This is a genomic window from Lacihabitans sp. CS3-21 (genome assembly GCF_024343675.1).
Taxonomy (GTDB): domain Bacteria; phylum Bacteroidota; class Bacteroidia; order Cytophagales; family Spirosomataceae; genus Leadbetterella.
Map to the genome: position 1 here is coordinate 157216 of NZ_RJUD01000001.1, position 21600 is coordinate 178815.

Genomic DNA, 21600 nt, shown 5'->3' on the forward strand with positions numbered 1-21600 from the left:
AATCAATAAACTAATATCTCGTTGTGCGGAAGTGCAAATTTATTATCTATCGTCATGATGATAATTGAGTCGCCTTTTCGGCATTTGGCAAGTACTTTCTCTGCCTCAATTTTCTTATATTCTTTGGGCGAAAATAGCATAATCGTTCCCGTATTTGCGTCTTTTATGGCCACACCAAACGCCAATTTCTCGGTGATCTCGAACGCCTTTTCACCTTTGCTCACATCACCCAAACTTACCGCACCAGCCGAAATCCATCCTGTAGCTTCTTTCGAAATTTTGGCTTTGGCCGTTGCAGTATATTCTTCTACAATCATCTGGTCGTTGAGAAATGCTGCTGAGCAACTGTTGTACAAATCTTGGGCAATCACAATGTTGCCAATGAATAAAAATGATAATAATAATAGCTTTTTCATAATGTTCTTTGCGTACCGTCGCCACGAATAGTGTTCTAACCAGCGTATTAAGTGAATTTGAAAAAAGGATTTAACTTCATTAGATTTTTTAAAATGATCTGCATTTAGCACCCTCCTATGCCCATACTAAACTCAAATCGTTGCTTTACCTTTTCGCCTGTGGCATTTTGGGCTGGTTTCCAGTTGGGCATGTTTCTAAATACTTCCAGTAGAAAATTATCCATGTTGGTGTCACCAGAGGGTTCTAAAATTTCTGCATCAACCAATTTGCCATTGGGGTCTATTTTAAATACTACCTTGCCTTTCTGAAACTCTGGTGGTGTGTTTTCGATTATTCTATCAATCAGATTATCTTTCAAATACTTTTTTAGATTTTCATATCCTCCTTCAAATTCGGCTTGAATGTCTGGTACTACAGTCATTTTCACAACCATTTCATTGTTTTCCTTTCGTTCGGTACCAGAATTGATACTTTTATAATGTACATTTATATGAACTTCTGAATCCAAATCCGCTTTGTTCAAAATCGATTTTTGCTCTGTGTTCAAAACTTGATTTTCTCCTTTTGCTATCTCGGTTTTACCATCCTTTTCAGTTAAAACGTCTACCGAAACATATTCTTTTACCCAGTTTACCGGATATCCAGCTATAATATCACTTAGCAAATTTGAATGCTCAAGTACATCTTTGGTAACGGTTCTCAAGTATTTTCCACGAACCTCATAAGCCAAATCTTGGGCGAAACCACTTAGAAATGTGGTTGATAACAAAAGCCCTAATATTAATTTTTTCATATGTCTTTGTTGTAAATTGCTCTAAATATTTAACACCCAACAAGCCTCTCAGCAGGAATGTTCTCCACTAAATCTCCCTGAACTCTATACAAGCCGCCCGAAAAACCCAGCCAAAGATTTCCTCTTTTGTCTTGCCAGATACTTTGGACATGATTTTTTGTAACGCCCTTAGTTTCTTTAAACGTTTTAAACGTTTTTCCATCAAAGCGACTTGCTCCACCACCGAGCGTTCCAAACCAAAGTTGATGTTTTTTGTCTTCGTAAATTGTCCATACATTCACACTACTCAAGCCTTCTTTTTCACCATAATTCGTAAACGTTTTTCCATCAAATCGACTTATGCCTCCACCTAACGTGCCTAACCAAACCGTCCCTTCGTGGTCTTCAAACACACTACTAATATTATTGCTACTCAACCCGCTTTTTTGTGAATAGGTATAAACTGTTTTGCCATCGAATTTCTTCAATCCTCCTCCATCTGTACCAAACCAAATATTACCCTTTTTGTCTTCTATCATACTCCAAACTACTGTTTGATTAAACCTTGGCACGCCGGGTTTTTCTAGTTTTGGTAAGTCTATTTTATGAAATTTCTTTCCATCAAATGTATTTACACCAGCTAATGTACCTACCCAAATATTGCCTTTTCTATCTAACAAAATACTCCACAATTCATTATTAGAGAGTCCATTCTTTGTGGTGTAATTAGTGAATCGCTTGCCATCATACTTGCTTAGGCCCTCATCTGTTGCAAGCCAAATATTGCCATTTTTGTCTTCTGTTATTCCATTGATTTGATTTCCTATCAAACCGTCTTTTTTGCTCAAAAACTTCATCTGCATACCATCATACCTACATACGCCGTCGCCATTGGTTCCAAACCAAAGCACTCCTGCTTTGTCCTCATAAATCTCTCTGATATACGCACTTACTTGTTTTTTTTGAATATTGTCAAAACAAGTATTTTTTAAAGTGTTTAGGGTAAAAAAACTATATTTGGTGCTGCCCTTGGGGGTTTCTTTCGAATTCTGACCCAAAGTTACTATACTTATTAAAAGCATTAATGTGGTTTTCAAACACAAATTTCTTTTCATTCTTTATTAAATTATTTAGATTAAATCTCCACTTATCGCTTTATTTCAACAGTCCAAAACTATTCCGAATAGCCCTAAAAAATGTAAATAGAATGTAAATAATTGCAAAACGAATATAAAACATGTGTAATATCAGCGTTTTTTGAAATATCTTGCAACACTATGTTAGGAAAGCGTTTCGTGTTTCTGTTTCTATTTTTAGGTTTTTCATGTGCCCAGCCGCAGGACGATGAAAAACATAGGATTGTGCTTTTTCGCACCATCGGGCATCGCCTTTTACTAGCTTCTGGTGATTCCACATCTAGAATATTGCCTATACAAAAAACCAATCCTGGAACTTATCGGATTCGATTTGAGAATAGTTTCGAAATTATGCCAGACAGCTTGGCGAATATTACCATTGAAAACCTGAAAAGCACCAATCCTGAAAACGAATATCGGGTGAGTGTATTTACTTGTCAAAAAACCGAAATGGTTTATGGCTTTGAATGGAGTCCAAAAAGTACCGATGATATAACATGTTTGGGTCGTAAGCTACCTGATAACTGTTATATTGTGGAGATTGAAGTAATTGCGTCTAGCATAAATCCAAATATTCTTTGGTCTATTGCAGTGCTAATTTTATTGGGTATAATATTTTACATTATTATCAAAAAAGACAAGAAAAAAACTATAATTGAAGAAGAGCATGGAGTGGATTTTCAAAAGATTGGAGCGTTCAATTACTTTCAACAACCCGGTTTTTTGGTGTTAGAATTGCAAAAGATTGAGCTTTCTGAAAAAGAAAATAAGCTCTTGAATATACTTCTTAGCAAACCTAACGAAACTGTTGCCAGAGAATATCTTCTAAAAGAAATTTGGGAAAACGACGGGGTGTTTGTCATCAGCCGAAACCTTGACGTATTGGTATCAAAACTTCGTAAGAAGCTCATTGCTGACCCCACGGTAAAAATCAGCAACAGTCATGGGAAAGGGTATAAATTGGAGGTTTGAATAAAACCAAACATTTAGAATTGTAAATGTTTGGTTAATTGACACATAATTAAATTTCTTTCACATCTTGGCCTTTGATTCCACCCACCACTCGTCTTGCTCCCAGTAATTGTCCCAACCTAAGTGCACATATTTTTCGTTGATTTGTATATCCCGCTCACCATAGCTGAAATCGGCCAAAATGTCGTTGGCAAACATAAATATATCCTTTCCAAAAATGAATGGTTTCACATTCGGCTTGCCATATTGCTGCCAGTTGCCAGCAGAGGCATATCCAGCACCTTTTGAGCCGATAGACGGTGAATAAAACCAAAGAAAACGGTCGCCTTTGGCCATATTGGCAAACTCCATTCTAAAGTCTCCACTAAATACGCCGGCGTGACCTAGCCTTTTGTCTTCTTCAAACTGTAATTTACCTATCAAACTATAGGTGCCTTTGAGAGAGTCGCCGTTTTCGTACTTCCATTCCGATAAATTAATTTTAGGATCTGTGAATTTCATCGCTTTTTCTAAAACCAATTTACCCTTGAAAGGTGCTATGTTATCTTTAAAATTACTTTTCCCTTCAAAATTATAAACTAAAGGATCCAGGCTGTCTTTCCAAACCTTTGAAAAATAAAACTGTATGCGATAATGATCTGTTCCAAAAAACCCATCCACTCGATTGTCATATGCTCCAAGTGAATCATGGTTACAAAATATTTTAGATAAATCACTTGTATCCAATAGTTTACGAATATCAATATTAGCAAATTTCACCAAAGTATCTTTTGATCCGGTACTTAAAGTATCTACGGCTTCTTTATGGGTTTGAAGCACCATTTTCTTCTTGTCAGCACACGAAAGTTGTGTTAAAAAAACAGCGATTACGGCAATCAATAGCAGTTTAGTCTTCATTTCAAGGGTTTTATAAATTTTACGAAATATCTGTCTATTTTGGTTAATAATAAAATTTCAGCAATAAAAAGATTTCCTACCCAACTCAACCATACCACTGTGAGGTAAGTTTCTATAGGTTTTGTACCAAAGAACTGATACATCACATAACTCTCTGTTCGTAAACTAAATGCAGCATAGGTTACCGCCAAACTTCTAATCATATATCGAACATGCTGAGCGATATCTCTTTCCTTGATATATAAAAATGCCCTTAGAGTAAGAAACCACCACACCAAACATTGCAAAGTAAATCCCACTTGGGCCGAAAGGCCCCCGTTGGCGAATTTGGCTAAAACCAAACCTGAAGGAGCCGCAAACACCAAAACACCAAAAACATAAATTTTTCCTAAGTTTCGGTGCCATTTCGGATATTTTTCGATAATTCGAGGCAAAAATTGGGGAATTCCGACCAACCAAACCACCAAAGCCGAACTGATATGTATATAAAACCCAATCTTAAAGACCAGCCTAGAAGTTACCTCAAACGTTTTTGTACCCAGAAAACCTTTTCGGGGAGCAAAGTCAAAATAAGGAATTGTATTTTCTGTCATCACCAAGGCAAAAACCACCCCAACAATACTGAGCAGAACCAATGGTAAGCTGAAATATTTACGAAAAGACTCTATTTGCAATTAGTTTTCTGATTGTAAAGCTACGTTTTTTTACCAAAGATTTTGGGGTAAAAAAAACCACTCCTATGTTAAAGAGTGGCTTAAGTACATTTTCTCTATTTGATCCTTGAAAAACCCGTTGGTTTCATATAAATAGATTCTACTTTTTCTACAATTTTTCCAGAAACTTCAGAAGCGTCACGTACTTTTATCCAGTTCGGATTGGCTCTGAAATCATCCCAAGATTTCTTGGCGGCCTCTGCGTCTTTATGAGCAAGAAAATAGAGTAATGTTGGCTGTCCGCCATCTTTCTCTATGGTTTCAAAGTACATGATGTTTTGCATTCCATGACCTTCAAACAACTTTCTTGTATGATCTCTAAAGCGTGCCACAATGTTTGGATATCTTCCGGGCAAGCAGTAGTACGTCCTCATTTCAAACAAACGCTCCGGGTTGGCTTGCTGAAATTTAATTTTCTTTGTGAGTTCAGGGTGTAAAGTCATAAACTTTGACTCCACTTTGGCAACAATTTTACCACTTTCCTCTGACTTTTTAGCCACCTCTTTCCATTCAGGATCTGCTACAAAAGCTTTCCAAGATGCATCTCTGGCCTCTTTACTTGGGTAACCCAATACATAATATAGGACATTATTGTCTACCGTTGTCGGTGTCCAATACCCTATGTTTTCCATACCATGTTTTTCAAAAATCTTGGTGGTATGATCAGTAAATCTTGTAATCAAATTGGGCAATTTACCTGGATGGCAATAATAAATCCGCAGCTCGTAGTATTTCGAAGGCTTTTTCTTTGCGAAGCTCAAAACAGAAATGGTCATAGCCATCAATAGCAATATTGTTTTTTTCATTATGGTTGAATTGTTTTTTTTATCAAATGTAAATCAAAGTTTGTATTTACCCAAACACAAGACCCATTTGTCTCGCCTATTTTTGTGTCCGAATCACCCGAGGTTCGTTCTCAAAATATGTTTCAACTCCCTTTCAGGTATTATCTTCGAATAAATTAAATATCTTGCATAGTAAATTTACTTCTTTGACCCAAAACCTTAGTGAAACTTAATGCATTCTTCGTGTCACTTTGTGTAAAAACTCAATTCAATATCATGAAAAAATTCAACATAAAAGATTACCAAATAACAGGCAGTGAGAATTTTAATCCTAGAAACCACCCAACAAAAATCAAAGACTTTTATGAAGATAAAGTTGATTATGAAGCGATTCTGAAAAGTCTACAAACCGAAATGGACGAGTTGCAAAGCATCATGTATGCCCATTCAAAATATGGAGTTTTAGCGGTTTTTCAGGCCATGGATGCTGCTGGAAAAGACGGCACCATGAAGGCCGTTTTCCAAGGAGTACATCCGCTCGGTATGAGTTTTTATTCATTCAAAAGACCTTCTGAAACTGAGCTCAACCACGATTACATGTGGCGTTGTTACAAAGAATTGCCCGAAAGGGGCAAAATGCAAATCTTCAATCGCTCCTACTACGAAGAGGTGTTGGTTGTTAAAGTACATCCCGAAATATTAGAAAATTACCAAAAAATCCCTAACGAACTTAAGGGCAATGATGTTTGGAAAAAACGATACCAAGACATCAAACATTTTGAGGATTATTTGGCCAACAACGGTATTGTGGTGATAAAGTTTTTCTTGAATGTTTCTAAAGAAGAACAAGGCAACCGCTTGATTGAGCGGATAGAAGACATAACAAAAAATTGGAAATTTGAAGAAGGCGATATAAAAGAGCGTGGCTTTTGGAATGAATACCAAAAAGCATACGAAGAAATGATAAACGAAACCTCAACAGAAAAAAACCCATGGTATGTTGTACCTGCCGACGACAAGAAAAATATGCGTCTGATAGTAGCCAAAATAATTGTTGAGAAACTGAAAGAACTAAGAATGAGCTATCCCGAACCCGACGAATCCAGAAAACTAACGCTTTTGGGCTTGATTGATACCATTAAGCAACAGAATTAATAGTAAAACAATTTTCCCAAATTGTAAGATTTACTAGGCAAAAAAGATGATAAAACTAAAACAGTACCAATTCATTAAATTATTTCATTCAATTAATTTCAACCTAAAATGAAAAGAAATCAATTTATCAAAACCCTCGGATTAAGCTCTTTAGCTTTGTCAACTAAAGCTAATTTCCAGCCTTCTGCATCATTTCAGGGACTCAAAATCGGTTTGGCTTCGTATACGCTAAGAAAATACTCAATCGACCAAGTCATAGAAATAATGAAACGCTTGGACTTAAAAGATGTTTGTCTAAAAAGTTTTCATTTGCCATTTGATGCTTCGCCAGAAGAACTAAAAAACATCACAGATAAGCTGAAATCCAATGGGCTTAATCCATACGCGGCTGGGGTTATCTACATGAAAACCAACGAAGAAGTAGAAAAACACTTTAAATATGCCCAAAATGCAGGTCTAAAAATGATTGTAGGAGCTCCCGAGCATCACGTATTAGCCAAAGTAGAAGAAATGGTGAAAGCCACTGACATCAAAATAGCCATCCATAACCATGGACCTGAGGATAATATCTTTCCTTCTCCTGCCAGTATTTATGAAAAAATCAAAAACTTGGACGCTAGAGTTGGCCTTTGCATAGATACAGGACACACTTTTAGACTTAAACAGGATCCCGCAGCCGAATTTAGAAAATACCGTGATAGACTTTTTGATATTCACCTCAAGGACCTTAATTCTCAAAAGCCTGATGCTGAAAACATGGAAATTGGACGAGGAGTAATGAACATTTCGCTGTATTTACAAGTACTTAAAGAACTCAAATACGACGGCATTATTGGTGTAGAATATGAAAAAGATGCAGATAATGCAGCATATGGACTTACCGAATCAATTGGTTATCTTCGTGGTATCCTCCGGATGTCTTGATAATTTAAATCGAAATTTCTCTCAAAATCATCTTTCTTAGTATCTTTGCTATAGTTTTCAAGTATGGCTCAAACTTTAGTAGCCAAAAAGAGTGCTTTTCAATAAAAATTTTAATCTCGGTAAAGTTCTTTTGATTCATTCAAAGGCACTTGCCAAATGAACTGGTCACTTTTGAACGCAGAGGATTTCCTAAAAATATACGCCGAAGATAGTTTTGTGCAGAACATCGTTTTGTCACAAAAATCGCATCCTAAAATCCACCTAGAAGGCACTTCTGGTAGTTTGGATGCTATTTTGGCTGCCGCTATTTATCAAAATAACCCACATTCGACCTTAATTGTACTTCCAGATAAAGAAGATGCTCTATATTTCTTCAATGATCTACAAAATATTTTTGGTTTTGAAAGTCCTAAGATTGCCTATTTTCCAGCATCCTTCAAACGACCTTATGAATATGAGGAAATAGAAAACGCCAATGTCATTCAGCGTGCAGAGTTGCTTAATCGCCTAAACAATTCTGCTGACCCTTTGCTTATAGTCAGCTATCCAGAAGCTCTTGCCGAAAAAGTTGTGAGTAAAAAAACGCTCATAGCCAACACTTTACGCATAAAAGTAGGTGATACGCTAGACTTAAACTTTGTAACAGAACTACTCGTTTCTTACGATTTCGAAAAGACCGATTTCGTTTACGAACCAGGTCAATTTGCGATTAGAGGTGGTATTTTTGATGTATATTCTTATGCCGCCGATACGCCCTTTAGAGTAGAATTGTTTGGTGACGAAATAGAAAGTATCCGTATTTTTGACACAGAAACGCAGCTTTCTAACAAAACCATGGATGCTATAAGCATTGTGCCCAATATCCATGAAAAACTACGCTTTGAAGAGACTGTACCGATTTTTAGTTTTATGCCCGAAAAAACTATTCTTTGGGTAAAAGATTATGTTTTTACGCTAGATAGGGTAGAGGACAACCTCAATCGTATTTCCGAAATTTATGACACCAAAAAAGCCAGTGGCGGAGACATCAACCTTTTGTTCAAACCCGACCATTCATTTTTAGCAAAAAAAGAGTTTTCTGACTTTCTAAAAAAATACTCAACCATAGAATTTGGCAGAAAGAGCTTTCTTAAAGAATCTCATAAAATCAGCTACTTGTCAAAATCGCAACCGTCTTTTAATAAAGACTTTACGATTTTGATAAACGACATTGCCGAAAACCAAGCCAACGGGTTTTCGTGTTATATAAGTTCTGATTCGCTCAAACAACTCAATCGCCTCGAAACCATTTTTACCGAAATTAACCCCACAATACGGTTTCTTTCTGTTTATGCCAATTTCAGAGAAGGTTTTATAGATTTACAAAACAAAATACTGGTTTACACTGACCACCAGATATTTGAGCGGCTCAATCGCTACAAAGTAAAAGACCGTTTCTCAAAGTCAAAAGCACTCACTATAAAGGAACTAAAAACCTTACAAACAGGTGATTATGTAACCCACGTGGACTATGGTATTGGGCGTTTTGCAGGTATGGAAACCATTGATGTTGGTGGAAAAAAACAAGAAGCCATCAGGTTGGTATACAAAGACAATGATCTTTTGTACATCAACATCCACAGTTTACATAAAATAGCCAAATACTCAGGCAAAGAGGGAGATGCTCCCAACATGAGTAAGCTCGGCTCTGGCGACTGGGAAAACAAAAAATCAAAAGCAAAACGACAAGTTAAAGACATTGCAAAAGAGCTCATTGCTCTTTATGCCAAACGAAGAGAAGTGCATGGTTTCGCATTCTCACCCGACAATTATATGCAGATTGAGCTGGAGTCGTCGTTTATGTACGAAGACACCCCTGACCAAGCCTCTGCCACTGCTAAAGTGAAAGAAGATATGGAAAAACCATATCCTATGGACAGACTCGTTTGTGGTGATGTCGGTTTTGGAAAAACAGAAGTTGCCATTCGTGCGGCCTTCAAAGCCGTAAATGACTCCAAACAAGTTGCTATTTTGGTTCCGACTACCATTTTGGCCATGCAACATCACCGAACATTCTCCGAAAGATTGTCTAAAATGCCTGTCAATGTTGATTATCTAAACAGATTTAAGTCAGCCAGCGACACCACAAAAACACTCAAAGCACTCAAAGAAGGCAAAGTAGATATCATTATAGGTACACACAAATTGCTCAACAAAAACATTGAGTTTAAAAACCTTGGGCTTTTAGTGATAGACGAAGAACAAAAGTTTGGAGTAAAGTCAAAAGACAGAATAAAAGAATTGAAACTAAATGTGGATGTTTTGACCCTCACCGCTACTCCCATTCCTCGTACCTTACATTTCTCACTCATGGGTGCTCGTGACTTGTCTGTCATTGCCACTCCACCGGCCAACCGCCAGCCAGTAACCACCCAAGTTGAAGTATTCAAAGAAGAAATCATTCGTGATGCCATTAGTTATGAGCTAAATAGGGGAGGGCAAGTATTTTTCGTTCACAATAGAGTTGCTGATATTGAATCAATCGCCAATATCATTTACAGATTAGTTCCAGAAGCCAAAATTGGTGTTGCTCATGGCCAAATGGAAGGTGATAAACTCGAAAAAGTGATGATGCGTTTCATTGAAAACGAGATAAATATCTTGATTTCTACCAACATCATTGAGTCCGGGCTTGACATTCCAAACGCCAACACCATCATTATCAACCAAGCCCACATGTTTGGACTTTCAGATTTGCACCAAATGCGGGGTAGGGTAGGACGTTCAAACAAAAAAGCCTACTGTTTTCTTTTGGGCCCTCCTAGTTCTGGTCTTACCAAAGATGCCCGAAAACGCCTGCAAACCTTGGAGGAATTCACCGATTTGGGTGATGGCTTCAAAGTGGCTATGCGTGATTTAGATATACGTGGTGCTGGCAATTTGCTCGGTGCTGAACAAAGCGGTTTTGTGAATGATTTAGGTTATGATATGTACCACAAAATTTTGGATGAAGCCGTTTCTGAGTTAAAAGAGAACGAATTCAAAAGTCTTTTTGAAGGAGAACTTTCCAAAAAAACCTTCAAAGTAGAAGACTGTCAAATAGAGACCGACCTACAAATCTTAATTCCAGACCATTACATTGTCAATATGTCCGAAAGGCTTTCGGTCTATAATGCCATTGATGATCTAAAAACAGAGGAGGAACTTAATAAATTCACCATTTCGTTGATTGACCGATTTGGAAAATTACCAGTAGAAGTTGAAGAATTATTTAGAATCGTAAAAGTGCGTTGGAAGGCCGAATACATCGGTTTTGAAAAAATAACGCTGAAAAATAATAACCTTAAAGGATATTTCGTTTCACAAAAGCATCAAGAATATTATCAAACAGATAAGTTTGGCAGAATTCTTGATTATATAAAATTGCATCCAAAAGAGTGCAGTTTAAAACAAATCAAAGACAAATTGATGTTTTCGGCCGAAAACACTGTTAATATCAATAAAATCAATGATTTATTCGAAAAAATTGTGGCTTTCATTGATGCCAAACAATGACTTGGTAATATATTTTAAACTATTTTTGTGTTTTAATTCGCAGAAAACAAAATAAAAAAAGAATGAAGAGACTTATTTATGGTGTAACAGTTCTTACACTTTCTCTTTTTGTAGCTACTTCTTGTAGTAAAGGTAAAAAAGCGTCAAGTTTGAATCCTGGTAAAAAAAGTAGAACCACAGGAGCTGCCTATGCCAAAAAAGGTAAAGAAGGATTCCAAGTAGCTTCTTTTGCTGGTCAACCTGCTGGACCCAACATGGTCTTTATCGAAGGTGGTCGCTTTACAATGGGAACCCTTGAAGAGGATGTTACCTACACACGAGATAACATCGAACGTACGGTTACGGTTGCTTCATTCTACATGGATGAAACAGAAATCGCAAATATCGACTATCTTGAATACATCTATTCTATCAGCCAAGACTCCACACGTGAGTTTGTGCAAGCAGCTTTGCCAGATACAACCGTTTGGGCTAACGAAATGTCATTCAATGACCAATACGTAGACCAATATCTTCGTTACCCTGGGTTTAGAAATTTCCCTGTTGTGGGGGTTTCGTGGATTCAAGCCAACGACTACTGTAAATGGAGATCGGCTATTGTAAATGCAGGCCTTTCTGAAAAGTATGGAGATGGTTCAAAGAAAAAAATGGGTTTGCCTTTTGGAAAGAAAAAGAAAGGTGCTGCTGAAGTAGCTTCTGCTCCTAAAGTAACGGGCAGGGTGCCTATTGAAACTGGAATCAATATTCCAGACTTCAGACTTCCAACAGAGGCTGAATGGGAATATGCTGCAAAAAGTATGATTGGCACACAATACATAGACGAAAATCAGTCGAATCAAAGAATTTATCCTTGGGATGGCTCAGCTATGCGTAAAGCCAAAGGCAAAAACAAAGGCAATATGATGGCCAACTTCAAAAGAGGTAGAGGTGACTACGCCGGTATAGCTGGAAAACAAAACGATAAGGCTATCATTACTGAAGAAGTTTACTCTTTTGCCCCTAACGATTTCGGTCTTTATAACATGGCTGGAAACGTGAACGAGTGGGTTTATGACCTATACAGACAAGGTTCTTATCAAGACTTTAGCGATTTGAATCCAATCCGTAGAAGTGACTTCCAAGACGAAGCAAAACTTTATGATAAAGAAAACTTCAACTCCCTAATTGACAACAAATTAAGAGTTTTCAAGGGTGGTTCATGGAACGATATCGCTTATTGGTTATCACCTGGAACTAGAAGATATCTGGATCAAGATTCTTCTACTGCTACTATCGGATTTAGATGTGCGATGATTTCAGTAGGTCCAAAAGGCAAGAAGTCTTTGTAAAAAATTAAGTTTTAGAAATATTTAATCGCCTCGGTTTTTTAATAAGCTGAGGCGATTGTTATTATATACAGTTCTCTACATCCTGCAGCGAGCAGTACACTTCCTGCTTCTTCCAAAGTTGATCCAGTAGTAAGCACATCATCCACCAGTGCAATTCGTCTCCCTTCAATATTTTCCATATTTTTCACCTCAAAAACACCTTCAATGTTTTTAAACCTTTTAAAACGACTTCCCGTCTTGGTTTGAGAAATAGTAAACGTTTGACGAACCAAAGACACCTCATCATAGGGCGTTTTTAAGACTTCTGAGAGCCCCTTAGCAAAGGCATCGGCCTGATTGTAGCCTCGGATCTTTTGTTTGTCTTTATGGAGCGGAATTCCTATTATTAAGTCTATCTTTTCTTCCAATTGTATCGCCTTCAAATCATTTGCATACATTTTTCCAATATATTCTGCTAATTCTGGCTTATTTTTGTACTTGAGTGTGTGAAGAATATTTTGAACTTTTCCCTTTTTCGAAAATTTAAGGAAAGAGTACACCTGTTTCACGTTTAATTTTCCCCAGAACTTTCGCTCTAAGAGTTCAATCGGGTGCAAATGAGAATTGGTTTTGGGTATAGCTAGGAGGCATTCAATGCATAAGTGGTTTTCTGAGCCTAGTATGTATTTCTCACAACTTACGCAAACTCTTGGGTAGATAAAATCCAAAAGTAGATTAATGTATCTTTTAAATGTGGTTTTCATTATTGTATGTCATTAGAAATCAAAGATAATAAAGAAATATGGGACAATTTAATTCGTTTTTTAAAACAAACAACGGGTAAAAAGCCTTCCGACCTAAATGCTGTCCTATTTTTAATTGGGATTCAGGAATTAGGAAAGGGAAATTTGCGTTTTTCTAAAGAGGAAAAGCAGGATTTAATGCATATCGCCATATGCAAAGTGCTAAGCTTAGGTGGTTTTTATGAACTAGAAGGTACAGACAGCGAAGGTTGGCCACATTGGAAACTCATAAAACCATTGCCACAATTTGATTTATTGAGTCAGGAACAATTGCTCAAACATTATGTCATAGAATATTTTAGAAATGATATCGGTTTGCACATATGAAACTTACAACATTCAACGTAAATGGCATAAGATCAGCCCTTAACAAAGGTTTAGAAGATTGGTTAAAAAGTCACGATCCCGATGTTTTGTGTTTACAAGAAATAAAACTGTTTGAAACCGAACTAGTTGAACCCATTTTTGAAAAATTAGGATACCATTGTCATTGGTTTCCTGCTCAAAAAAAGGGGTATTCGGGAGTAGCTATTCTTAGTAAACAAAAACCTGAAAGTGTGACTTATGGTTGTGGAATAGAGCAATATGATTTGGAAGGACGAACAATTGTTGCAACTTTTGAAAAGTTTCATGTTCTATGTGCCTATTTTCCATCAGGAACTATGGGCGACATCAGACAAGACGTAAAAATGGCTTTTCTGGACGATATGTTTGAGTTCATTCATCGATTTGACAGGGCAGAAAAGCCCATATTTGTATGTGGTGACGTCAATATTTGTCATAACGAGATAGATATCCATAATCCTAAATCTAACGCCAAGAGCTCTGGTTTTCTACCCGAAGAGCGGGCTTGGGTTGGCAAGTTTATTGATAGTGGATTTAAAGATTGTTTTAGGCTAAAAAACACTGATCCTCAACAATATACGTGGTGGTCATACAGAGCAGGAGCAAGGTCAAAAAATTTAGGGTGGCGGATTGACTACATCTTTGTAAATCATGAAGCCCAGGACTTTATATTAGACGCACAAATACACGCAGAGGTTATTATGTCTGATCATTGTCCTGTTTCAGTAGAATTGGTGTTTTAGAGTTTTTCAGTTATGTTATTGATATTCAATATTTTATGAAAAAAAATGTGGAGTTCTCGGGCTTAATAGAGAAAATATCTGAGTTTAAAAGCAAGTATTATAAAAACTTACTTTTAAAAGGTGCCTTAATTGGGCTATCACTCATATTATTCTCCTATATAGTAATCAATTTCTTAGAATACTTTGGAAGGTTTAGTTCTTCTTTTAGGGCAGTTCTTCTTATCGGATTCATTGCTGTATCAGCATACACACTATTTTTCTATATTTTAAAACCCTTGTTTTATTTACTGAACTTCAATAAGCCTATTTCAGACGAAACCGCTGCTCAGCAAATTGGCACATTCTTTCCCAACATAAAAGATAAGTTACTCAATACCCTCCAGCTGGCAAACGGATTGTCTGATACGGATAATGCCTTATTGGAAGCGAGTATTGCTCAAAAAACAAAAGAATTAAAATTGGTAAAATTTGCTGATGCTATAAACTTAAAAGAAAACAGAAAATATCTAAAATACTCACTTCCTCCTTTATTAGCCATTTTATTGATTTCAGCCATCGCTCCTTCATTTTTCAAAAGTACTGAGCGTATAGTCTATTTTAAAAGGAATTTTGCTGAGCCTGCTCCGTTTCAGTTCGAAATACTTAATAAAAACTTACAAGCAGTAAAAAACGAGGACTATCAACTAAATCTTAGATTGTTGGGCAACTCCTTGCCTGAAGATGTTTTTTTAGTCTATAACGACCGTAAATACAAGATGAATCTAAAAGATTCTAGAAACTTTGACTTTGTTTTTTCTAAAGTGCAAGAGGAAGCAGAGTTTCATTTTCTAGCCGGTGGATTCACATCTAATACCTTTAAATTAGCAATGATAGCCAGACCTAGTTTGCTCTCTTTCAATGTAGAGCTTAAATATCCGGCATACCTAAACAAAACCTCCGAAGATTTCGACAACGTTGGGAATCTTATTGTCCCTGAAGGTACGGTTGTGGAGTGGAAATTTAAAACAGATGAGACAGATTCATTAAAAGTAATTTTTGAAGGTAATAAGCCATTGAATATTTCCAAAGGATTCATCACTGATTTTAATTTTCAAAAACGATTCGCTAAATCTTCAAACTATGAAGTGATTTTAAAAAATGAGAACGCTACAACCAATGCCGAAAAAATATCTTATTATATCAATGTGATCCCTGATAAGTTTCCACAAATAAGTTTTGAACAAATAAAAGATAGTAGCTTATACAATTATATCGGAATAGGAGGGAGCATTTCTGACGATTATGGCTTGTCAGATTTTAAGTTTATGTATAGAACCAAGGCGGGCAATACCCCTTTCAAAGCGGTGGATATTCCATTTAACAAAACATCCCTTTCTCAAACATTCTTTTATCAGGTAAATATCAACAATCTTGGATTAGAAAAAAGCGATAGACTTGAATATTATCTTCAAGTTACAGACAATGACGGAGTAAATGGTCATAAATCAACAAAGTCGGGAACTATGACTTTTGGAATGCCTACCTCCCAGCAATTTGACCAAGAGGTAGAAAAACAAATTGAAAAAACAGAAGACAAGTTCGAGGATCTTTTACAAAAATCAAAAGAATTTAAGAAAGCCCTAGAAAACTTAGAGTCTGATCTGAAAAAGAAAAAGGAGATGGACTTTCAAGACAAAAAAGAGTTTGAAGAACTTCTGAAGAAAAAAGACGAAATGATGAAGGAACTCAAGGACCTTCAAAAACAACTTCAAGACCTAAAAGAAAAACAAAATAGATTTGAAAAACAAAGTCCAGAGATGCAGCAGAAAATGGATATGCTCCAAAAAATGCTTGACGAACTTATGAAAAACGAAGATTCAAAAGCACTCGAAGACTTGAAAAAGATGATGGAGGAGCAGCTCAATGATAAATCTTTGGACAAAATGAATGATTTCAAAAAAGACCAAAGGAACATTGACAAAGAAATAGATCGCACCATGAAACTCTTTAAGGATCTACAACTAAAACAAAAAGTGGAAGAAACCGTAAAAGAATTAGAAAAACTTGCTCAAAAACAAGAAGACCTAGCCGACAAAACCGAAAAAGAAAACAAAGATTCTCCAAAAAATGATGAGCTAAAAAAAGAACAAGAGAAGCTAAACAATGAATTTGAAGAGAAAAAAGAGAAATTAAATGATATAGAAAAGTTAAGTAAAGAACTCAAAAAAGAGGTCGATACCCAAAAAGAAGAGCAGAAGGACGTCTCAGAAGAGCAGAAAAAGGCTCAAAAAGAGATGGAAAATAAGGACAACAAAGCAGCCAGCAAAGCCCAAAAGAAAGCCTCAAAGTCAATGAAAAAAATGGCTGCGGAGATGTCAGAAAACATGCAAGGTGCGGAGATGAAACAATTAGACATAGACATAGATGCACTCAGAGATATTTTAGAAAACCTCCTAAAAATATCTCATGACCAAGAACGGGTTATGAAAAACTTTCGGTCTATCTCAGTATCGGACCCTCGCTTTGTTAATCTCTCTCAAGAACAATTAAAGATATCCGACGATGCCAAAGTTGTTGAAGACTCTCTATATTCACTTGCAAAACGAGTCATGCAAATAGAATCTTTCATAACCAAAGAAGTGACGGATATGAAAAACAGTATTGATGAATCTGTCAAATTTATTAAAGAACGTAAAACACCACAGGCTGCATCAAAACAACAGTTTTCAATGACTTCGATGAACAACTTGGCACTGATGTTAGGCGATACTTTCAAACAAATGCAACAAATGATGGCAATGGCCATGCCAGGATCAGGAAAAGGAGGCAAACAAGGAAATACACCGAGCGAAGGAATGGGTGAAAAACAACAGGAGCTAAACAAAAAAATTCAAGGAATGGGGCAATCGGGGATGGGTGGCAAACAATTGTCCGAAGAGTTAGCAAAAATTGCCAATGAACAATCCAAAATAAGAAAACAACTAAAAGACCTTCAAGAACAAATGAATGGTACAGAACAAGGCAAAAAACTTGGAAACAATCTAGATGAATTACAAAAGAAAATGGACGAAAGTGAGAATGACTTGGTAAACAAACGTATTACACCCGCATTATTAAAACGTCAAAAAGAAATAGAAATACGCTTACTTGAAGCTGAAAAAGCCATAAAAGAACAAGAGTTAGACACCAAAAGAAAATCAAATACGGGTGTCACTTTTAACAGGGTGAGCCCACCAGACTTAGAGAAATTCAAAAAAGAGAAAGAAAAACAAGTGGAACTGCTACGCACAACACCTCCAAACTTTACACCTTTTTATAAAAAACAAACAGATAGTTATTTTAAAAGAATCAATTAAACAATGTTTCACGTGAAACAATTAGAATTTGTTTCACGTGAAACATCAATATATATGTTCGAACAATACGATGTAATAGTAGTAGGAGCCGGTCACGCAGGATGCGAAGCTGCACACGCGGCGGCGACAATGGGTTCAAAGGTTTTATTAATCACCATGAACTTGCAAACAATCGCTCAAATGTCTTGTAACCCCGCAATGGGAGGAGTAGCAAAAGGCCAAATAGTAAGAGAAATAGATGCTTTGGGAGGAATGTCAGGAATTGTATCTGACGAAACCATGATTCAATTCAGAATGTTAAATCGTTCGAAAGGCCCTGCAATGTGGTCGCCTCGTTGTCAATCAGACAGAATGGAGTTTGCTATAAATTGGAGAGATAAACTTGAAAAAAACCACAATGTGTCCTTTTGGCAAGAAATGGTTACAGGACTATTGATAGAAAACAATCGCGTTACAGGAGTTAAAACGTCTCTAGGTTTAGACATAAAAGCTAAATCTGTAGTACTTACCAATGGAACATTTCTAAATGGGAAAATACACATTGGCGAAAAAAACTTTGGTGGTGGACGAACAGGGGAGTCGGCAGCTTACGGCATAACTGAGCAATTGGTAGCTTTGGGTTTTGAATCTGGCCGAATGAAAACAGGAACACCACCAAGAGTTGACAGTAGAACAGTGAACTACGAAGCCATGGAAGAACAACATGGTGACGAAAACCCGGAGAAGTTTTCTTATACCAATACACCTACTTTAGGTAAGCAAAACAGTTGTTGGATCAGTTATACAAATCTAGGTGTTCACGATGAATTAAGAAAGGGTTTCGATAAATCGCCTATGTTCAATGGCCGTATTCAAGGACTAGGTCCAAGATACTGCCCGTCTGTTGAAGACAAAATAAATAGGTTTGCTGACAAAGACAGTCATCAAATTTTTCTAGAACCAGAAGGAAGAACAACCATAGAAATGTATGTAAATGGATTTTCTACATCTCTTCCTGAAGATGTACAATATGCCGCCTTGAAGAAAATTCCAGGATTTGAAAATATAAAAATGCTTCGCCCTGGCTATGCGATTGAATATGACTTCTTTCCACCTACACAATTAAAGCTGACTTTAGAGACCCACTTAATTGAAAATCTATTTTTTGCTGGGCAAATAAACGGTACTACGGGTTATGAAGAAGCAGGTGCACAAGGTTTAATGGCTGGAATAAATGCACACAGAAAATCCAAAGAACTGGACGGCTTTATCTTAAAAAGAGACGAAGCATATATTGGTGTTTTGATAGATGACCTCGTAAACAAAGGCACAGACGAACCCTATAGAATGTTTACCTCAAGAGCAGAATTCAGAACTATCCTAAGGCAAGATAATGCAGACGTAAGATTAACTAAAAAAGGTAACGATATAGGATTGGCTTCAGACTTAAGATTGGAAAACGTAAATAAGAAAATTGAGAATTCTGAAAAACTATACAAAGTCTTAAGTGAAACCAAAGTTACTCCAGAAGAAATCAATGGTTTCTTAGAAAAGAATAATTCTGCAAACATAAGAGAAAAGGCAACTTTCTATAGTTTACTAAAAAGACCCGAACTTAACATAGAAATTCTAAAACCAGCAAATGATGCATATAATAAAATAATTTCTGAATACTCAAAAGACGAATTGGAGCAAACTGAAATTAAAATAAAATATGAAAAGTATATAGAAAAAGAACTACTTCTGGCGGAAAAACTGACGAAGTTTGATGATCTTAAAATCAATCCTGACTTTGATTATGAGAATCTTAAATCGATATCTATCGAAGCCAGACAAAAATTGAAGAAAATAAAACCAATAACATTGGGACAAGCATCAAGAATAAGCGGTGTTTCACCTGCAGATATTTCTGTTATTATGTTACATTTAGGAAGATGAAATATATTTTATACTGCACGTGCATTTTTTTACTGTTTGGTTGTGCTCAATTTGTCCCACCAACTGGTGGGCCTACAGATAAAGCCGCACCAAAACTTTTGAACTCAAATCCGTCCAACAAAACAAAAAATTTCCATGGAAACACCATAAGCATGGATTTTGATGAATACATAGATATAACGGCATTGAAACAAGAATTAATTATTGTTCCAGATCCGAACATATTATATCTAATAAAACAAAAGGACAAAAATGTTAAACTGGTCTTTGAAAAACAGTTTCCAGATAGTACCACATTCACTTTAAATTTTAGAAATGGAATAAAAGATCTAAGTGAAAGGAACCCATCAAAAAATCTCAAAATTGTCTTCAGCACAGGCCCAGAAATAGACTCTCTGACACTCAATGGCACCATCATAGACTTACACACAAAGCTGCCTGTTTTAGACGCTTTAGTGGGCCTTTATAAAAAAGACACACTTCCTTTAAACAAAAAAAAGCCTGATTATTTCATGAAAACTGATAGCTCCGGCAAATACCTATTTGAAAATATTAAAGCTGACAAATATTTTGTAATGTCGTTTACTGATAAAAATCAAAACTTAATATTTGACCAGAAAAACGAAAATATCGGATTTATTAAAGATACTGTAATAGTAAGCAAAAATACAGTTATCGACACTTTAGAAATCTACCCGGCCAACTATACAAAAAACAAAATCAAAAAAAATATCAGCAGAGAAAATGAATATATAATACAATTAGACAAACCCACTAAATCAGCTACTATTTCGTTAGACGACAGCTCAATAGTTACTAACTACGATAAATTAAATTTGAATTTTTTTAAAATAAAACAACCAGCAAACGACACACTTCTAGCTAAAATTATCTTGGTAGACTCATTAAACATATCTGATACTATTTCGCAGAAAATATATTTTGCAAACCCATCTAAAACAAAAAGAAAAGTTCAAAGCTTTCCAATAAATAGCTCTATAAAAAACAATCAAGAACTTACTCGAACTTCCACTTATACTATTACTTTTCAATATCCCATTACTAGATTTGATTCCTCCAAAGCAATTTTTAAAACAGACACTGTTAACTCAGAGAAACCAAAATATACCTGGATAAACCAAAACACACTTAACATTGAAATAAATACCAAAGCCAAAGCAAATACACAACTGACTTTTCCTTCAAATATATTTGAGAATTACAAAGGGGATACCAACTCATTATTCAGTATCAAAAATCCAATACTCAATAACGATGACCTCGGAAGTATAGAAGGAATAACAATTACAAACGCTGGAACAAAAATTGCCCAATTGATAAATGAAGACTCAGGAATAATTTCCAAGACTCAAACGTTCAGCAACAAATTTAGTTTTAAAAACATTATTCCAGGATCTTACTTTATAAAAATAATATTTGATGAAAATAATAATGGTATTTGGGATCCAGGAAATATCAACACAAAGCAACTGCCTGAAAAAATATTGGTAACCAAAGAATCAATAAGAATTAGGGCCAATTTTGAACTCAAAGACATTGAAATCAAATAATATGTGGATAACCAAGTGGATAACACAATAAATATGTGGAAAGACTCGTGAATAATACATGTTAAAAACATACTTACAAGAATATTCTAACTTAAAACACTAAATTCGTCAGAAAGTCATACAACAAGTACTTTTATAAACAGAAAGTAAACAATAAAATTACATTAAATTTATGTTAATTAATTCTTTAAAATAATGAACATAAATATTTAAAAATCTCAAATTCAATAGATTAAATGTGGAAAAGACCAATACTTTTCCACAAAAAAACAGA

17 protein-coding genes are annotated in these 21600 nt (G+C 35.9%); 10 read left to right on the top strand and 7 right to left on the bottom strand.

Features of this window, described 5'->3' with window-relative positions; genetic code table 11:
- Nucleotides 1-2: 2 nt before the first annotated feature.
- From EGI24_RS00645 to EGI24_RS00655, 3 genes are all read right to left on the bottom strand, one after another.
- Entirely contained in the window at nt 3-416 is a 414-nt protein-coding gene (locus EGI24_RS00645; RefSeq protein WP_255046227.1) for a hypothetical protein, read from the bottom strand.
- Between the two features lie 104 nt (nt 417-520).
- Entirely contained in the window at nt 521-1210 is a 690-nt protein-coding gene (locus tag EGI24_RS00650) for an energy transducer TonB (protein WP_255046228.1), read from the bottom strand.
- 29 nt (nt 1211-1239) lie between these two features.
- Nucleotides 1240-2304, bottom strand: a complete 1065-nt coding sequence (locus EGI24_RS00655; RefSeq protein ID WP_255046229.1) for a two-component regulator propeller domain-containing protein — start codon at nt 2302-2304, stop codon at nt 1240-1242.
- Between the two features lie 162 nt (nt 2305-2466).
- Between EGI24_RS00655 and EGI24_RS00660 the strand changes: the two genes are divergently transcribed.
- The gene (locus tag EGI24_RS00660) at nt 2467-3297 is read left to right on the top strand and encodes a helix-turn-helix domain-containing protein (protein WP_255046230.1); all 831 of its coding nucleotides are present in this window, start codon (nt 2467-2469) and stop codon (nt 3295-3297) included.
- A 60-nt stretch (nt 3298-3357) separates the two neighbouring features.
- Here EGI24_RS00660 and EGI24_RS00665 read toward each other — a convergent pair whose 3' ends face one another.
- From EGI24_RS00665 to EGI24_RS00675, 3 genes are all read right to left on the bottom strand, one after another.
- Nucleotides 3358-4194 carry a hypothetical protein gene (locus tag EGI24_RS00665; protein WP_255046231.1) on the bottom strand — a complete coding sequence of 279 codons (837 nt, stop codon included), beginning with the start codon at nt 4192-4194 and terminating at the stop codon, nt 3358-3360.
- Nucleotides 4191-4868: a DUF2306 domain-containing protein gene (locus tag EGI24_RS00670; RefSeq protein WP_255046232.1), complete on the bottom strand. Its 678-nt coding sequence runs from the start codon at nt 4866-4868 to the stop codon at nt 4191-4193. The genes EGI24_RS00665 and EGI24_RS00670 overlap by 4 nt, the downstream gene beginning before the upstream one ends.
- Nucleotides 4869-4963: 95 nt before the next feature.
- A complete protein-coding gene (locus EGI24_RS00675) occupies nt 4964-5713 on the bottom strand; it encodes an NIPSNAP family protein (protein WP_255046233.1) in 750 nt (249 codons plus the stop codon).
- Between the two features lie 255 nt (nt 5714-5968).
- Between EGI24_RS00675 and EGI24_RS00680 the strand changes: the two genes are divergently transcribed.
- The 4 genes from EGI24_RS00680 to gldJ all read left to right on the top strand — a co-directional run bounded on the left by EGI24_RS00680 (nt 5969) and on the right by gldJ (nt 12633).
- The gene (locus tag EGI24_RS00680) at nt 5969-6847 is read left to right on the top strand and encodes a PPK2 family polyphosphate kinase (protein WP_255046234.1); all 879 of its coding nucleotides are present in this window, start codon (nt 5969-5971) and stop codon (nt 6845-6847) included.
- Between the two features lie 108 nt (nt 6848-6955).
- Entirely contained in the window at nt 6956-7771 is an 816-nt protein-coding gene (locus EGI24_RS00685) for a sugar phosphate isomerase/epimerase (protein WP_255046235.1), read from the top strand.
- 156 nt (nt 7772-7927) lie between these two features.
- Nucleotides 7928-11305, top strand: a complete 3378-nt coding sequence (gene mfd / locus EGI24_RS00690; protein WP_255046236.1) for a transcription-repair coupling factor — start codon at nt 7928-7930, stop codon at nt 11303-11305.
- Nucleotides 11306-11367: 62 nt separating this feature from the next.
- A complete protein-coding gene (gene gldJ, locus EGI24_RS00695; protein WP_255046237.1) occupies nt 11368-12633 on the top strand; it encodes a gliding motility lipoprotein GldJ in 1266 nt (421 codons plus the stop codon).
- Between the two features lie 38 nt (nt 12634-12671).
- Here the strand turns inward: gldJ and EGI24_RS00700 are convergent, their stop codons facing one another.
- Nucleotides 12672-13376, bottom strand: coding sequence for a ComF family protein (locus tag EGI24_RS00700; RefSeq protein WP_255046238.1), 705 nt, complete (start codon nt 13374-13376; stop codon nt 12672-12674).
- A 6-nt stretch (nt 13377-13382) separates the two neighbouring features.
- On the opposite strand from EGI24_RS00700, the gene EGI24_RS00705 reads away from it, so the two are divergent.
- Genes EGI24_RS00705 through EGI24_RS00725 form a run of 5 tightly spaced genes read left to right on the top strand, consistent with a single transcriptional unit; the run spans nt 13383 to nt 21326 of the window.
- Nucleotides 13383-13742 carry a hypothetical protein gene (locus EGI24_RS00705; protein WP_255046239.1) on the top strand — a complete coding sequence of 120 codons (360 nt, stop codon included), beginning with the start codon at nt 13383-13385 and terminating at the stop codon, nt 13740-13742.
- The gene (locus EGI24_RS00710; protein ID WP_255046240.1) at nt 13739-14503 is read left to right on the top strand and encodes an exodeoxyribonuclease III; all 765 of its coding nucleotides are present in this window, start codon (nt 13739-13741) and stop codon (nt 14501-14503) included. The genes EGI24_RS00705 and EGI24_RS00710 overlap by 4 nt, the downstream gene beginning before the upstream one ends.
- Before the next feature lie 35 nt (nt 14504-14538).
- The gene (locus tag EGI24_RS00715) at nt 14539-17838 is read left to right on the top strand and encodes a DUF4175 family protein (protein ID WP_255046241.1); all 3300 of its coding nucleotides are present in this window, start codon (nt 14539-14541) and stop codon (nt 17836-17838) included.
- Between the two features lie 54 nt (nt 17839-17892).
- Nucleotides 17893-19755, top strand: a complete 1863-nt coding sequence (gene mnmG / locus EGI24_RS00720) for a tRNA uridine-5-carboxymethylaminomethyl(34) synthesis enzyme MnmG (RefSeq protein ID WP_255046242.1) — start codon at nt 17893-17895, stop codon at nt 19753-19755.
- Nucleotides 19752-21326 (top strand): Ig-like domain-containing protein, encoded by a 1575-nt coding sequence (locus tag EGI24_RS00725; protein ID WP_255046243.1) that lies wholly within the window; start codon nt 19752-19754, stop codon nt 21324-21326. The genes mnmG and EGI24_RS00725 overlap by 4 nt, the downstream gene beginning before the upstream one ends.
- Nucleotides 21327-21600: the final 274 nt, after the last annotated feature.

Excerpts from the sequence above, each read along its gene's own strand:
- EGI24_RS00665 (WP_255046231.1), bottom strand. The coding sequence starts at position 4,194 with ATGAAGACTAAACTGCTATTGATTGCCGTAATCGCTGTTTTTTTAACA.
- EGI24_RS00650 (WP_255046228.1), bottom strand. The coding sequence starts at position 1,210 with ATGAAAAAATTAATATTAGGGCTTTTGTTATCAACCACATTTCTAAGT.
- EGI24_RS00705 (WP_255046239.1), top strand. The coding sequence starts at position 13,383 with ATGTCATTAGAAATCAAAGATAATAAAGAAATATGGGACAATTTAATT.
- EGI24_RS00655 (WP_255046229.1), bottom strand. The coding sequence starts at position 2,304 with ATGAAAAGAAATTTGTGTTTGAAAACCACATTAATGCTTTTAATAAGT.
- EGI24_RS00685 (WP_255046235.1), top strand. The coding sequence starts at position 6,956 with ATGAAAAGAAATCAATTTATCAAAACCCTCGGATTAAGCTCTTTAGCT.
- EGI24_RS00700 (WP_255046238.1), bottom strand. The coding sequence starts at position 13,376 with ATGAAAACCACATTTAAAAGATACATTAATCTACTTTTGGATTTTATC.
- EGI24_RS00725 (WP_255046243.1), top strand. The coding sequence starts at position 19,752 with ATGAAATATATTTTATACTGCACGTGCATTTTTTTACTGTTTGGTTGT.
- gldJ (WP_255046237.1), top strand. The coding sequence starts at position 11,368 with ATGAAGAGACTTATTTATGGTGTAACAGTTCTTACACTTTCTCTTTTT.
- EGI24_RS00645 (WP_255046227.1), bottom strand. The coding sequence starts at position 416 with ATGAAAAAGCTATTATTATTATCATTTTTATTCATTGGCAACATTGTG.
- EGI24_RS00710 (WP_255046240.1), top strand. The coding sequence starts at position 13,739 with ATGAAACTTACAACATTCAACGTAAATGGCATAAGATCAGCCCTTAAC.
- EGI24_RS00660 (WP_255046230.1), top strand. The coding sequence starts at position 2,467 with ATGTTAGGAAAGCGTTTCGTGTTTCTGTTTCTATTTTTAGGTTTTTCA.
- EGI24_RS00715 (WP_255046241.1), top strand. The coding sequence starts at position 14,539 with ATGAAAAAAAATGTGGAGTTCTCGGGCTTAATAGAGAAAATATCTGAG.
- mfd (WP_255046236.1), top strand. The coding sequence starts at position 7,928 with ATGAACTGGTCACTTTTGAACGCAGAGGATTTCCTAAAAATATACGCC.
- mnmG (WP_255046242.1), top strand. The coding sequence starts at position 17,893 with ATGTTCGAACAATACGATGTAATAGTAGTAGGAGCCGGTCACGCAGGA.
- EGI24_RS00675 (WP_255046233.1), bottom strand. The coding sequence starts at position 5,713 with ATGAAAAAAACAATATTGCTATTGATGGCTATGACCATTTCTGTTTTG.
- EGI24_RS00680 (WP_255046234.1), top strand. The coding sequence starts at position 5,969 with ATGAAAAAATTCAACATAAAAGATTACCAAATAACAGGCAGTGAGAAT.